Annotated in this window: 12 protein-coding genes; 6 read left to right on the top strand and 6 right to left on the bottom strand. The window is 54.3% G+C overall.

What is annotated here, in order from left to right; all coding sequences use genetic code 11:
• Positions 1–32 precede the first annotated feature (32 nt).
• A complete protein-coding gene (locus tag WN53_RS16060) occupies positions 33–740 on the top strand; it encodes a Bax inhibitor-1/YccA family protein (RefSeq protein WP_021180400.1) in 708 nt (235 codons plus the stop codon).
• Between the two features lie 352 nt (positions 741–1092).
• Here WN53_RS16060 and WN53_RS16065 read toward each other — a convergent pair whose 3' ends face one another.
• Genes WN53_RS16065 through WN53_RS16085 form a run of 5 tightly spaced genes read right to left on the bottom strand, consistent with a single transcriptional unit; the run spans position 1093 to position 6800 of the window.
• On the bottom strand, positions 1093–2199 hold the full coding sequence (locus tag WN53_RS16065; RefSeq protein WP_024483106.1) for an ABC transporter permease: 1107 nt from the start codon (positions 2197–2199) through the stop codon (positions 1093–1095).
• Between the two features lie 9 nt (positions 2200–2208).
• Positions 2209–3345, bottom strand: a complete 1137-nt coding sequence (locus WN53_RS16070; protein WP_024483105.1) for an ABC transporter permease — start codon at positions 3343–3345, stop codon at positions 2209–2211.
• A complete protein-coding gene (locus WN53_RS16075; protein WP_037411375.1) occupies positions 3342–5078 on the bottom strand; it encodes an ATP-binding cassette domain-containing protein in 1737 nt (578 codons plus the stop codon). Before WN53_RS16075 ends, WN53_RS16070 begins: the two co-directional genes overlap by 4 nt.
• Positions 5079–5087: 9 nt before the next feature.
• Entirely contained in the window at positions 5088–6074 is a 987-nt protein-coding gene (gene hlyD, locus WN53_RS16080) for a secretion protein HlyD (protein WP_024483103.1), read from the bottom strand.
• Positions 6075–6101: 27 nt separating this feature from the next.
• Positions 6102–6800 carry a transcriptional regulator gene (locus WN53_RS16085; protein WP_024483102.1) on the bottom strand — a complete coding sequence of 233 codons (699 nt, stop codon included), beginning with the start codon at positions 6798–6800 and terminating at the stop codon, positions 6102–6104.
• A 323-nt stretch (positions 6801–7123) separates the two neighbouring features.
• On the opposite strand from WN53_RS16085, the gene rhlE reads away from it, so the two are divergent.
• From rhlE to dusC, 3 genes are all read left to right on the top strand, one after another.
• Positions 7124–8497, top strand: coding sequence for an ATP-dependent RNA helicase RhlE (rhlE, locus tag WN53_RS16090; protein ID WP_024483101.1), 1374 nt, complete (start codon positions 7124–7126; stop codon positions 8495–8497).
• Between the two features lie 198 nt (positions 8498–8695).
• The gene (locus WN53_RS16095) at positions 8696–9655 is read left to right on the top strand and encodes a D-2-hydroxyacid dehydrogenase family protein (protein ID WP_024483100.1); all 960 of its coding nucleotides are present in this window, start codon (positions 8696–8698) and stop codon (positions 9653–9655) included.
• A 74-nt stretch (positions 9656–9729) separates the two neighbouring features.
• The gene (gene dusC, locus WN53_RS16100; RefSeq protein WP_021180408.1) at positions 9730–10659 is read left to right on the top strand and encodes a tRNA dihydrouridine(16) synthase DusC; all 930 of its coding nucleotides are present in this window, start codon (positions 9730–9732) and stop codon (positions 10657–10659) included.
• Here the strand turns inward: dusC and WN53_RS16105 are convergent.
• Entirely contained in the window at positions 10656–11417 is a 762-nt protein-coding gene (locus WN53_RS16105; RefSeq protein ID WP_024483099.1) for an arylamine N-acetyltransferase family protein, read from the bottom strand. The genes dusC and WN53_RS16105 overlap by 4 nt on opposite strands.
• A gap of 989 nt (positions 11418–12406) precedes the next feature.
• Between WN53_RS16105 and tnpA the strand changes: the two genes are divergently transcribed.
• Together tnpA and WN53_RS16115 are read left to right on the top strand one after the other, a co-directional pair.
• Positions 12407–12865 (top strand): IS200/IS605 family transposase, encoded by a 459-nt coding sequence (tnpA, locus tag WN53_RS16110; RefSeq protein WP_046808052.1) that lies wholly within the window; start codon positions 12407–12409, stop codon positions 12863–12865.
• A gap of 236 nt (positions 12866–13101) precedes the next feature.
• Entirely contained in the window at positions 13102–13854 is a 753-nt protein-coding gene (locus WN53_RS16115) for an SDR family NAD(P)-dependent oxidoreductase (RefSeq protein ID WP_024486926.1), read from the top strand.
• Positions 13855–13877 lie beyond the last annotated feature (23 nt).

Consider the following 13877-nt stretch of genomic DNA (forward strand, 5'->3'; position numbering starts at 1 on the left):
GAAACTTGGCTCACATGTAAAAGGTAACCGTCATGGACCGATATCCACGTAATGGTTCGATCGTTGAACGTGCCAACAGCGGCATTCAGGCTTATATGGCGCAGGTGTATGGCTGGATGACCTGTGGCTTGCTGTTGACCGCATTTGTTTCCTGGTATGCAGCGCATACGCCTGCGATCATCAACTTTATTTTCTCTAGCCAGATCACCTTCTTTGGGCTGATTATTCTACAGCTGGGCCTGGTGTTTGTGATTTCCGGCATGGTTAACCGCCTGAGCGGCACCATGGCCACTGGGCTATTTATGCTCTACTCGGCGCTGACCGGGTTAACGCTATCGAGCATCTTCATTGCCTACACCTATAGCTCGATCGCCAGCACCTTCGTGGTCACTGCGGGTATGTTCGGCGCGATGAGCCTGTACGGCTACACCACCAAACGCGATTTGAGCGGTTTCGGTAGTATGCTGTTTATGGGGCTGATTGGTATTGTGCTGGCTTCACTGGTGAACATCTGGCTGAAAAGCCCGGCGCTGATGTGGGCGATCACCTATATCGGTGTGCTGGTATTTGTGGGCCTGACGGCGTACGACACCCAGAAACTGAAAGCGATGGGTGAACAACTGAATGCCGATGATAAAGACAGCTTCCGCAAATACGCCATCGTTGGCGCATTGACGCTGTATCTCGATTTTATCAACCTGTTCCTGATGCTATTGCGTATCTTCGGCAACCGCCGCTAATACCCGTCGTCTTTCAAGCCGCAGCGTTGTTACCTGCACTATCTCACCCCAGTCACTTACTAAACGTAAGCTCCTGGGGATGAGATAGCTTGGCGCCTAGCTGCAACTTGAAATCCATAGGGTATCGTGGAGTCTTTTGTTCTTTCAGTTATCCATATAGAAAGTTAATGGAACAGCTTTTTAGTGCGGGCACTGTCTACGAACGATATCTCATCTTATTGAAAAATAAACCATTATTAACGTATTATTTAACCGTTAGTTAAAGACCGTTCCATTCCGGCTAGAGGCATTAGTTTCATGCTAGGAAGTGTAAAAAACCGACCTCACCCGTCGGTTTTTTTACGCCCGAAATTCAGGCAATCTTGCGCCGGAACATGGCATAGGCCGCGCTGCCGGTGGTGGCGGTGATCACCAGTAACGGCCACAGGCTGTGCCAGATGATGCCGAAACCGGCATCCTTGAGGTAGATCTGCTTGGTGATATCGGTGAAGTGGCGGATAGGGTTGGCCCAGGTGAGATGCTGAAGCCAAACCGGCATATTCTCCACCGGCGAGACATAGCCAGAAAGCAGTATCGCCGGCATCATAAACACAAACACCCCGATAAACGCCTGCTGCTGTGTCGCGCACAGCGAAGAAATCAGCAGCCCGAAGCCCACCAAAGACAGCCCGTAAACCAGCATGGTGCCGTAGAACAGCAGCAACGAACCGGCAAACGGGATCTGATAGGCAAAGATACCGATCAACAGCACGATCGAAGCCTGGAAGGTGGCAATGATCAGGGCCGGTACCGCTTTGCCAATAAAGATCTGCCAGGTGGTTAAAGGCGAAACCAACAACTGCTCTAAGGTACCTTGCTCACGTTCACGCGCGACGGAAAGCGAGGTAACGATCAACACGCCGATGGTGGTGATCATCGCGATCAGCGAAGGCACCACGAACCATTTGTAATCCAGATTCGGGTTATACCAGTTGCGTACCACCAGTTCGCTGTTGTTGGGCTTGGTACGCTGCCCAATCAGCTCATTCTGGTAGTCCTGCACGATCTGTTGCACATAGTTGGCGGCGATCTGCGCGCTGTTGGAGTTACGGCCATCGAGGATCAGCTGCAACGGCGCGGTATTACCGCTGGCGATATCCCGTGAGAAGTTGGCCGGGAAGCGAACCAGCAGCAGCGCCTTCTGATTATCAATGGTGGTTCTAATCTCCTGCGGGCTGCGTAACAACAGCACGTGAGAAAAGGCTTTGGCCTTGGCAAGGCGCTGAGTTAGCTCAATGGAGTGCTGGCCGCTGTCTTCGCTGTATACCGCGATAGTGGCGTTGGTGACTTCCAGCGTGGCGGCAAACGGGAACAGCACCACCTGCAACAACACCGGCATAATCAGGATCGCGCGGGTCTGCGGATCGCGCAGTAGCGACTGCATTTCTTTAACAATCAACGTCCAGAGACGGTGAAACATGGCTTCCCCTTAATCCAGCCGCCGCTGGGTTTTCCAGGCCGTCAGGCCGATAAACACCACCGCCGAGGCGATCAAAAACAGCAGGTTAATCACCAGCACGGTGCCGATATTGCCCGCCAGGAACAGCGTTTGCAGCGTACTGACAAAGTAGCGCGCCGGAATGATATAGGTCACCGCACGTACCACGGCGGGCATGCTGTCGATCTGGAAGATAAATCCAGACAGCATAATTGACGGTAAAAAGGCGGCGTTCAGGGCCACCATTGCCGCGTTAAACTGGTTGCGGGTGATGGTCGAGATTAACAGCCCCATGCCGAGCGTGCTGGCCAGGAACAGGCTACTGATCACGAACAGCAGCAGCAGGGAGCCACGGTAGGGCACGCCGAGTACAAATACCGAAACCACCATACACAGCACCATGGCGATCATACCCAGGAAATAGTACGGCACCAGCTTGGACAGCAGCAGCTCGCTGCGCGTGACCTGGGTAGAAAGCAGCGCCTCCATGGTGCCACGCTCCCATTCTCGGGCGATCACCAACGAGGTCAGAATGGCACCGATCACCGTCATGATAATGGTAATGGCCCCCGGAATAATAAAGTGCTGGCTGATGGCCGCCGGGTTAAACCAGTAGCGCACTTGGACTTCAATCAGCGGCTTGTCATCACGCCCGAGATCGGTGGCACGCTGCTGCTGCCAGATTTGCCAGATCCCTTGGGTATAGCCTTGCACAAAGTTGGCGGTATTGGGCTCGCTGCCGTCAGTAATCACCTGCAACGGAGCGCGGTCGTTAGGCCTTGCCAAATGCTCGGCAAAATCGCTGGGGATCACCACCAGGCCGCGGATGCTGCCAGCCTGCATCATCTGGATCAACTGCTGGCGGTTATCGCTGACGGTCGGTTCAATATAGGGTGAGCCGATAAAGGCATTGGCCAGATCGCGGGCCTCTTCGCTTTGCTGTTCCATCAAGATCCCCAGCCGCAGCTTGCTGGAATCCAGGTTGATGCCGTAGCCAAAGATAAACAGCAGCATCAGCGGAATGACGAAGGCAATCAGTCCACTGCTGGGATCGCGCAATATCTGCCGGGTTTCTTTCAGGCACAGTGCCCGCAGCCGCCGCCAGGAAAAGCCGTTGTCGTTGCTCATGCTGTCTCCTCCCGATCGTAGCCCTGCACCAGTTCGATAAACGCCTCTTCCATCGAAGGGTTGGGGTTTTGCTCGTTGGCTATCTGCTGCTTGAGATCGTCCGGCGTACCGGCTGCGATGATTTTGCCGCGATACACCAGGCCGATACGATCGCAGTATTCCGCTTCATCCATAAAGTGGGTGGTGACCATCACCGTCACACCTTTATCCACCATGCCGTTGATGTGCAACCAGAACTCGCGCCGGGTCAGGGGATCGACGCCCGAGGTGGGCTCATCAAGAAACAGAATATCTGGCTCATGCATCAGCGCGCAGGCCAGCGCCAGCCGCTGTTTGAAGCCGAGCGGTAGCGAGTCCGGCGTTTGGTTGAGGATCGGGGCGAAGTTGAAGGCGCGAGACATCTCGTCAATTTTATCGCGCTGGCTCTTGCCGCTCAGCCCATAAACGCCGGAGAAAAATTTCAGGTTCTGGGCCACCGTCAGGTTGCCATACAGCGAAAATTTCTGCGCCATATAACCCAGATGCTGGCGCGCTTTTCCCGAGCTGGTTTTTAGATCCATACCCAGCACCAGTGCTTTGCCATCGCTAGGCACCAGCAGGCCACACATCATCTTGAAGGTGGTGGATTTACCCGCGCCGTTGGGGCCAAGTAGGCCAAAAATCTCGCCGCGTTGCACTTTGAAATCTACATGATCGGTAGCCGCAAAATCGCCGAATTTTTTGGTCAACCCTTGCGCCTCAATCACCGTTTCCGAGCTGTCGCCCGTTACCGTAGGCATGATCTCGGCCAGGGCGGATTTGCTGTTCGGGCCGCCGCCCAGCAGATCGATAAACGCATCCTCAAAACGTGGATCGGCTTCGGTTAATTCGGCCTGTGGCAGATCCAGATCCCGCAATACTTGCTGGTGATCTTCACCCGGCTTGAGGATCAGCCGCAGATATTTCCCCTGGATCACCCCGTCGCTAACCGCAGGCAGACAGATCGCCCGTTGCAACAGCGCCCGGTGGCTACCGGCTGGGGTATCGATCAGGATGGTGCGGCCAGCCATACGTTGGGTAAGATCCTGTGGCGCACCGCTGAACAGCAACTCGCCTTCGTTCATCAGCAGCACTTCGCGGCACTGCTCGGCTTCGTCGAGATAGGAGGTACTCCACAGGATCAGCATGCCGTCGTTGGCCAGCTCATGCACCATTCGCCACAGTTCACGACGAGAAATGGGATCGACACCGACGCCGGGCTCATCCAGCAGCAACACCTGAGGTTGGCCAAGCAGCGTACAGGCCAGCCCGAGCTTTTGCTTCATCCCGCCGGAAAGCTTGCCCGCCAGCCGTTCGGTAAAGCGGGTCAGATCGGTAAACGTCAGCAACCGCTCAAAGGTTTGCTTACGCAGATCGCCGGTGACTCCGCGCAGATCGGCATACAGCGTGAGATTTTCCATCACCGTCAGATCTTCATACAGCCCGAACTTTTGCGGCATGTAACCGAGAATGGCGTGCAACTGGCGATCCTGTGCGATCGGATCCAACCCGGCGACGGTCAGCTTGCCGCTGCTGGGTAGCAGCAATCCTGCCAACATGCGCAGCAGGGTAGTTTTGCCCGCGCCATCGGGGCCAACCAGCCCGGTCACCGCGCCACTGCGCAACGTGGTCGTCAGGCTGGCCACCGCCGGTTTATCGAGTGATGGAAAGCGTTTTTCCAACGCAACCAGTTCAATCGTATGTGCCTGTGCCATCACGGTTCCTTACGGTTGTGTGAAATGGACGGTAACCGGCATCCCCTGACGCAAGGCATCATCGGCATCGTTGACGATGATCCGCAGGCGGTAGACCAGATCGGTACGCAGATCCGGCGTTTCTACGCTTTTGGGGGTGAACTCCGCGGTGGGGGAAACAAAGCCGATCTTGCCGTGATAAGGCTTGCCAGGGCGGCTGTCGGTCTCGATCAAGACTTCGGTACCTGGCGTAGCGCTACCCAGGCTGGCTTCATTGATGTAGGCACGAACCCATACCGGCCGCGTCAACGATAGGGTAAACACTGTGCTGCCAGCGCTGAGCATGGTGCCTGGCTCCACGGCTCGCGTCATTACCGTACCAACGGACGGAGAGAGCAGGGTGGTGTCATGCAGATCCAACTGGGCCTGCGCCAGTGCCGCCTCGGCCAGTGCCAGATTGGCGTTGGCTTCTTCAATTTCCTGCGGGCGATTACCGGTCAGGTATTGCGACAGTTTGTCTTTCGACGCCTGCAAATTTGCCTGCGCCTGATTACGCGCGGTGCGGGCATCTTCCAGGGCATCGGCTGAAGTAGCCTTTTTCGCCCATAATCCCTGCTGACGTTGGAAGAAGCTGTCGGCATAGCTAAAGGCCGACTGCCGTTGAGCTACTTCGGATCGCACCTGGGCAATCTCCTCGTTGCGGTAGCCTGCCTGCAATAAATCCAGCTTGGCTTTGGCGCTGGCAACGTTGGCCTGTGCCTGTAGCAACGCGTTCTGGTAAGGGGCATCGTCCAGTTTGCCCAGCAACTGCCCCTGTTGCACGCTGTCCCCTTCGTCTACCGCCAGTGAGGCCAACCGGCCATTAACGCGGAAACCCAGGTTGACCGTGCGGATATCCACATTGCCATACAGCGTCAAAGGCTTGTCCTGCTGGCGTTGGTAAGACCAGAAACCGTAGGCCGCAGCGGCGATCAGCACAATCGCTACACCCACAATGGCAACTCTTTTCTTGTTCATACTGTTCCTTACTAGCAAGACGGAAAGTTAGACGGCGTAACGCTGGCGTAGCCCGTTAACCAGAATGTCGATATGTTCGGCCAGCACCTCGCTAATCTGCTTGGCTTCTTCTGCTGCGATCTGATGCCAGCCTGCCTGACGTAGCAGGGTTTCCCGGCCAACGCGGAATGCCAGAACCTCACCGATCAGCGCATGGGTATGCAAGATGATTTTGGTGGAGCGCGCATCGATGCCGGTATAGCCCGCCAACAGGCGACACAGTAAGTGATGCAGCGGGGCTATCACCTGCTGGTGGATCAGCGGGTAGGCATCGGTTGGTGAAAGCTGTTCGCGAGACATAATCTTGCTCAGGTTGAGCGTATGGGGCTCGGTCATCAGTTGGCTGAAGGCCAGCAACCCGCTTTTGAGATGGTACAGGTAGTGTTCCGGCTGGCGTTGCTCTGCCGGCAGTTGATAGAAACGTTCGATTTCTTCGCTCAGTGGGCGGAAGCTTTGCTGGATAAAGTCGGCAATCCACTGGGCTACCGCCAGATATAACCCCTCTTTCGAGTTGAAGTAATAAGTGATGGCGGCAATGTTTTGCCCAGCACGCTGGGCGATTTGCCGCGTGGTGGCCCCCGAAAGGCCATATTCGCCGAACACTTCAATCGCGGCGGTGAGCAGTTGTTGACGCGCTTGCTCACCCCGTTTGAGAGGGCTTAGCGGCGGGTTTTCTGCAGAGGACATGGGTTTACCCGAAAAGTTAATCAATCATATGATTAACTTTAGGCCGGGCGGGTTAAAATGTAAACCACAGGCCAGAACATTTTGCTTTTCCGTGAGCTTGCTCGGCGAAAAGTGCTGTGAACACGTAAAATTGCCTTTTCTTGTTCGATTTCTGCTACACTCTCGCGCTTGGTGCACTGCAGTTTGTGCCAATCCCTCGAGGTCATGCCGAGGATGTGCCGCAAAAAAGTGCGAGTACCTCCTTATGCCCCGTCTGATAATCCTCCCGGAAACTGCACCGAACATTTGTTTAGGTTAGGGGGGATCTGGAGTTTTTCTCTACTATGTCATTTGAAACCCTCGGCTTAAGTGCTGAAATTCTGCGCGCTGTTGAAGAACAGGGCTATCGCGAACCTACGCCAATTCAACGCCAGGCAATCCCGGTGGTATTGGCAGGCCGTGACCTGATGGCCAGCGCCCAGACCGGCACCGGTAAAACAGCTGGTTTTACCTTGCCGCTATTACAGCTGCTGAGCAAACACGATCACCCAATCAAAGGCCGCCGCCCGGTGCGCGCGTTGATCCTGACGCCAACCCGTGAACTGGCTGCACAAATCGGTGAAAACGTTGAGGCTTACAGCAAACACCTGCGCCTGCGTTCGCTGGTGGTGTTTGGTGGTGTGAGCATCAACCCGCAGATGATGAAGCTGCGCGGCGGCGTCGATATCCTGGTGGCAACGCCAGGTCGCCTGCTGGATCTGGAACATCAGAACGCGGTTGATCTGTCCAAAATTGAAATTCTGGTGCTGGACGAAGCCGACCGCATGCTGGATATGGGCTTTATCCATGATATCCGCCGCGTGCTGTCCAAGCTGCCTGCCAAGCGTCAGAACCTGCTGTTCTCCGCGACCTTCTCTGATGAGATCAAAGGGCTGGCCAGTAAACTGCTGACCAACCCGGCCTCGGTAGAAGTGGCTCGCCGCAACACCGCATCTGAGCAAATTGAACAGAGCGTTCACTTTGTTGATAAGAAGCGCAAGCGTGAACTGCTTTCCCAGATGATCGGCGAAGGTGACTGGAAGCAGGTGCTGGTATTTAACCGTACCAAGCACGGTGCCAACCATTTGGCTGAACAGCTGAATAAAGATGGCATCACCGCTGCGGCTATCCACGGTAACAAAAGCCAGGGCGCACGTACCCGCGCACTCGCCGACTTTAAAGATGGCAAAATCCGCGTGCTGGTAGCAACAGACATCGCTGCACGTGGCCTGGATATCGATCAGTTGCCACACGTAGTGAACTACGAACTGCCAAACGTACCGGAAGATTACGTCCACCGCATTGGCCGTACCGGCCGTGCCGAACGTACCGGTGAGGCGATCTCGTTGGTCTGTGTGGATGAGCACAAACTGCTGCGTGATATTGAGCGCCTGCTCAAGCGTGAAATTCCACGCATTGCCCTGCCAGGCTATGAGCCGGACCCAAGCATCAAAGCCGAACCGATCATCAATGGCCGTCAGGCTGGCGGTGGCCGTGGTGCTCCACGTGGCAACGGCGGCGGCGCTCCGCGTACCGGTAACGGTGGCGGCCAGCGTAGTGGCAATGGCGGCGGTCAGCGTGAAAATCGCGGCGGCGGCAGTGCTCGCCCGCAGGGTGACGGCAAACCACGTTCAGGTGCTCCATCGCGCCGTCCGCATAGCCGTAAACCGTCTGAGTAACCTTCTATACCCTATGGATTTCAAGCCGCAGCTAGGCGACAAGCTTGCCCATCCCCAGGAGTTTACTATTGTAAATGACTGGGGTGGGCAAGTGCAGGTAACAACGCTGCGGCTTGAAAGACGACGGGTATTTAGTTGATCTATACTGAACCGCCAATTATTGGCGGTTTTTTTTCGCCTGTCTTCCAGGAGTTACCGATGAAATTGAAGTGTGCAATTCTTGATGATTACCAGGGTGTAGCGCTGACGATGGCAGATTGGTCCGTCCTTGGCGAGCAGGTTGAGGTCTTCTCCCTGCGCGAGCATATTGACGATGAAGACCAACTGGTGAGCCGCATCAAAGACTGCGAGATCGTGGTGATTATGCGAGAACGTACGCCGTTCACCGCCGCATTGCTTGCCCGTTTGCCAAAACTGCAATTGCTGATCACCTCAGGCATGCGCAACGCTTCGATCGATCTGCCAGCGGCAGCTCGGCATGGTGTTACCGTTTGCGGCACCGCCAGCGGCTCTGAAGCGCCGATGGAACTGACCTGGGCGCTAATCCTCGGTTTGGCCAAGCATCTGGTGGCTGAAAGCAGCGGATTGCGTGCCAACGGGCCTTGGCAGCAACATGTTGGCATCACCTTGCATGGAAAAACGTTAGGCCTACTGGGGCTGGGCAAGATCGGCGGCCAGATGGCGAAGGTAGCACAGGCGTTTGGCATGAACGTCGTTGCCTGGAGCCAAAATATGACGGCTGAAAGGGCACAGGAATTCGGTGTGCAACTTGCCGAGTCAAAACAGGCGTTACTGGCAGCGAGTGACTTTGTTTCGGTGCATCTGGTGTTAAGCGATCGCAGCCGTGGGCTGATCGACCGTCAGGCGCTGGCGCAGATGAAAAACAGCGCTTTCCTGATTAACACCTCGCGCGCAGCGATTGTCGATCAGCAAGCCCTGATTGAAGCACTGCAAATCGGGCAGATCGCCGGTGCCGGGCTGGACGTGTTTGAAGTAGAGCCACTACCAGCCGATCACCCATTGCGCCGCTTGCCCAACGTGCTGGCTACGCCGCATGTGGGCTATGTGGCGGATGATAACTACCGCACCTATTTCCGGGAAGCGATTGCCGATATCCAGGCTTTTATTGCCGGCGAGCCGCTGCGCAAGCTAGGCTAATTTTATCGGCGGGAGGCTTGTTGGCACCGCCTTTCGCCCGTATCATTGCGCCCTCTTTGATTACAGGGGTAGGCATGCGCGTATTATTGGCTCCAATGGAGGGGGTACTCGACTCTCTGGTGCGGGAATTGCTCACCGAGGTGAACGATTACGATCTCTGCATCACCGAATTCCTGCGGGTGATCGATCAGCGGCTGCCAGCCAAATCCTTCTACCGGCTATGCCCGGAACTGCACCATGCCAGCAGAACGCCATCTGGCACCCAGGTGCGGGTGCAACTGCTGGGCCAGTATCCCGAATGGCTGGCGGAAAACGCTGCTCAGGCAGTCGAACTGGGTTCTTACGGTGTCGATCTGAACTGCGGCTGCCCGTCCAAACATGTCAACGGCAGCGGCGGCGGGGCCACCTTGCTCAAAGATCCCGAACTGATTTATCAGGGTGCCAAAGCGATGCGCGCCGCGGTGCCAGCGCATCTGCCGGTGACGGTAAAAGTGCGCTTGGGTTGGGATTCAGATTCCCGTAGCTTTGAAATTGCCGATGCGGTGCAGCAAGCGGGGGCGACCGAAATCACCATCCATGGCCGTACCAAAGAGGACGGTTATAAAGCCGATCGCATCAACTGGCAGGCGATCGGTGAGATCCGCCAGCGTTTGACCATCCCGGTGATTGCCAACGGGGAAATCTGGGACTATCAAAGTGCGCAGGCCTGTATGCAGGCCACCGGCTGCGATGCGGTAATGCTGGGCCGTGGGGCGTTGAACATCCCCAACCTGAGCCGGGTGGTGAAATATAACGAACCGCGTATGCCTTGGCCGCAGGTGGTGCAGCTATTGCAAAAGTATGTGCATCTGGAAAAGCAGGGCGATACCGGTTTATACCACGTTGCCCGTATCAAACAGTGGCTCAGCTACCTGCGCAAAGAGTATCAGGAAGCCACTGAGCTGTTTACCGAGATCCGCACGTTAAACAACTCCAAGGATATTGCTCGGGTGATTTGCCGCTAACCCCTTAGTTCAATGGCGAAATAGTGCCGCAACGCCTCCAACCGTTCTTCCTCCGAATGCAGAGTAGACTCCTTACGGTGATGGTCTTGGGTCACGATCAGCTTTAACTCGCTGAGGGTGATGCGGCCATCCTCTGTGGGGCGGGAGCACACCAGCTTTTGGGTAAAGTGCGACAGTGGGGAAGTGCTGTGATAGTGGCACATATCGTTAAATTCTTCCGGCTGCCGGGGTTGCAGGGTAAAGCGATAAAGCGTCTTGGCGTGGGAAGTCCGATCGCCGTTGCGGCGCTCCAGATGATACCACTCACCGTCTTGCTCAAGATGAAAGGTGCCGCTGGCCTGCGGTTGTTGATCGGTGGTGGTGATTTTCAGCGGGGCGAGGAAAGAATCGCCAAACCCTACATCGACCAGATACGGCTGATCCAGGGTCACCACCAGCGCCATATGGTCAAACGGCGGGCCAAAAGAGCCGTCTCTGGCGTGGATTTCCCCGGATATAAACGCTACCTGAAAGCCGATCTGCTGCAACAGTAGGGCGAATATCCGGTTCAATTCATAGCAAAACCCCCCGCGATTATGCTCGACGATTTTGCTGAACAGCCCGGTCTCGCTAAGATCGATCCCCTGATGATAGATAATGCTCAAATTCTCGAAGGGCACCGCCAGCATATGGCAGCGATGCAACTGTTGCAGAGTTTGCAGGTCGGCTTGTGGTGTGCCTGTGAAGCCGATGTGTTGCAGGTAGCGTGGTATGTCCACCAGAATTCTCGCTATACGGGAAATTTTGCATAAATTAGCGGGAATTGTGGCAGTCGGGGAAGCAATATGTGCGGTGCCGAAAAGAGCCGCTTGTGCCATTGCGTTACACTCGTCTTCCTGACAGGTCGTGGCCACCGAGCTTGCAAGCATGTGAGAGCCGTCTGTAATTAACCAGCAAGGTAAACGCTAATCGATTTCACTCCGTTTAAAATTAGCGATTTAGCCAATAAACGTATGTTGTTAAAAACAGTATTGACATAGTTTGAAAAAGTCGTAGATTAGTATCCAGCAGCAGGAAATTGATAGTTAGCTGCTTAGCTAAATAACAGATTGAAAGGTTATCTTTAATAAGTTATTTAGTGATATTGCGATAAAGGCCACGAAGTTCTGTTGTATGGGGAAGTCGTCGTTGAGTAGCCAGTTCGGACTCAAACGACAATGCTTTAAGGCCACGTAGTCAGTACCGACGATCGCAGGGTGTGTACCATAACGCGATGATGTAAGGCTCTGTTTCTCAAGTGTTAATGTTGCAACTTGTTAATTTTATCCTGTAAGTTTGTTGCAATGAAAGTAAAGCCATGCGTCAAAAGTTTATATCGCGAGGGGGAATGTACCAGTTTAGCTTGCTTTATCTCGGCTAATTATTGTGAGGTAGGTAAGTCGAATTTGTAAATCAGCCAGTATAGGGGAGGATGTAGTTAGCTTTTCAATACCCAATATTATCTGTGATAAACAAGTACATTTTAAGCAGTATCGAAAGTAGTACCCAGTTAGTAAGTTGATTAATGTTGAATTTTAAAAATGCAGTAACCTAAAAGCCCTGGCAAATATTGTCAGGGCTTTTTTGTGCACAGAAAACCTCCAGCTAGGCTGGAGGTTCCGTAAAGCTTTCAGCTTTGAACCAGTTATAAAAACCCCTTTTGATTTGTTAAAACAGTTTGCGGTCTGGCAACTGCAAACGTTCAACAAGAAATCAAAAGGGGGTCCCAATGAGGGACGAAAAGAGCTTAGCGCACACGCGATGGAACTGTAAATATCACATAGTATTTGCGCCGAAGTACCGAAGACAGGTGTTCTACGGGGAAAAACGCAAAGCGATTGGCAGCATCTTAAGAAAGCTGTGCGAATGGAAGAACGTGAATATTGTGGAGGCGGAATGCTGTGTGGATCACATCCATATGCTTCTGGAAATCCCACCCAAGATGAGTGTGTCGGGTTTTATGGGATATCTGAAGGGAAAGAGCAGCCTGATGCTTTATGAGCAGTTTGGCGATTTGAAGTTCAAATATCGTAACAGGGAGTTTTGGTGTCGAGGGTATTACGTTGATACGGTTGGTAAAAATACAACCAGGATACAAGAATACATAAAGCACCAACTGGAAGAGGATAAGATGGGTGAGCAGTTGTCGATCCCCTATCCGGGTAGCCCGTTTACGGGCCGTAAGTAATCCATAGATGCAAATGTCAGATCGCGATGCGCCTGTTAGGGCGCGGCTGGCAAGAGAGCCTTATAGGCGCATATGAAAAACCTCCGGCTATGCCGGAGGATATTTATTGTATATCCTTTTGCCAGGCTGTGACCTGGATGGTGACGCTCCAGCACCTTTTGGCGGATAGCCACTGCCAGAAACTGTCATGCCCAAGCCTTATCCTGAACGCCTCACTAAAGTTATCTGGGGGCGTTATGCAAGATTTTACGGGTAAAGTGGCGTTGGTGACCGGTGCTTCCACTGGTATTGGTGAAGCTATTGCTCAAGAGTTGGTCGATCGCGGAGCGAAGGTAGCGATCACCGCCAGAAATCGCGCAAGACTGGTAGCAACGGCACAACGTATGGATCCGACAGGCAAATCGGTATTTCCGTTGGTGATGGATGCTCGCGATCCTGAATCGGTGCGCAGTGCGGTAGCGCAAACGCTGGCCCTTGGCGGGCAATTGCATCTGCTGGTCAACAATGCCGGTATTACCGGGCCGCACGATGTGCCGCTGAATGAATATTCCATTGATGATTGGCACGCGGTGATTGAAACCGATCTCAGCGGCACCTTCTATGGGATGAAGTACGGGTTGCCCGCTATTGTGGCAGCAGGCGGTGGCGCGGTAGTGAACCTCTCTTCCGCCAATGGCATAGTCGGCATTGCCGGTATTGCGCCTTATACCGCGGCCAAGCACGGCATTATCGGTTTGACGAGGGCCGCCGCTCTGGAGTTTGCCGATCGGGGGATACGCATCAACGCCGTCGGGCCTGGTTATGTCGATACGCCTTCGATGGCCAGATTACCAGCCTTGGTGCGGGAGAAAATGGCTGCCTCCCATCCGATGGGGCGTATGGCTACGCGTGAAGAGGTAGCGAAAACGGTGGTTTTTTTGCTTTCTACAGACAGCAGTTTTACCACCGGGGCCTTTTACAGCATTGATGGGGGTTATACGGCGCAGTAAACCGCTGGTGGGCGCGGCATGCT

Origin of the sequence: Serratia fonticola (assembly GCF_001006005.1) — a bacterium.
In the GTDB taxonomy this organism is placed as follows: Bacteria; Pseudomonadota; Gammaproteobacteria; order Enterobacterales; family Enterobacteriaceae; genus Chania; species Chania fonticola.

What these genes read in the sequence shown, in the direction of transcription:
- WN53_RS16060 (WP_021180400.1), top strand. Translation starts at nt 33, where the DNA reads ATGGACCGATATCCACGTAATGGTTCGATCGTTGAACGTGCCAACAGC.
- WN53_RS16065 (WP_024483106.1), bottom strand. Translation starts at nt 2,199, where the DNA reads ATGTTTCACCGTCTCTGGACGTTGATTGTTAAAGAAATGCAGTCGCTA.
- WN53_RS16070 (WP_024483105.1), bottom strand. Translation starts at nt 3,345, where the DNA reads ATGAGCAACGACAACGGCTTTTCCTGGCGGCGGCTGCGGGCACTGTGC.
- WN53_RS16075 (WP_037411375.1), bottom strand. Translation starts at nt 5,078, where the DNA reads ATGGCACAGGCACATACGATTGAACTGGTTGCGTTGGAAAAACGCTTT.
- hlyD (WP_024483103.1), bottom strand. Translation starts at nt 6,074, where the DNA reads ATGAACAAGAAAAGAGTTGCCATTGTGGGTGTAGCGATTGTGCTGATC.
- WN53_RS16085 (WP_024483102.1), bottom strand. Translation starts at nt 6,800, where the DNA reads ATGTCCTCTGCAGAAAACCCGCCGCTAAGCCCTCTCAAACGGGGTGAG.
- rhlE (WP_024483101.1), top strand. Translation starts at nt 7,124, where the DNA reads ATGTCATTTGAAACCCTCGGCTTAAGTGCTGAAATTCTGCGCGCTGTT.
- WN53_RS16095 (WP_024483100.1), top strand. Translation starts at nt 8,696, where the DNA reads ATGAAATTGAAGTGTGCAATTCTTGATGATTACCAGGGTGTAGCGCTG.
- dusC (WP_021180408.1), top strand. Translation starts at nt 9,730, where the DNA reads ATGCGCGTATTATTGGCTCCAATGGAGGGGGTACTCGACTCTCTGGTG.
- tnpA (WP_046808052.1), top strand. Translation starts at nt 12,407, where the DNA reads ATGAGGGACGAAAAGAGCTTAGCGCACACGCGATGGAACTGTAAATAT.
- WN53_RS16115 (WP_024486926.1), top strand. Translation starts at nt 13,102, where the DNA reads ATGCAAGATTTTACGGGTAAAGTGGCGTTGGTGACCGGTGCTTCCACT.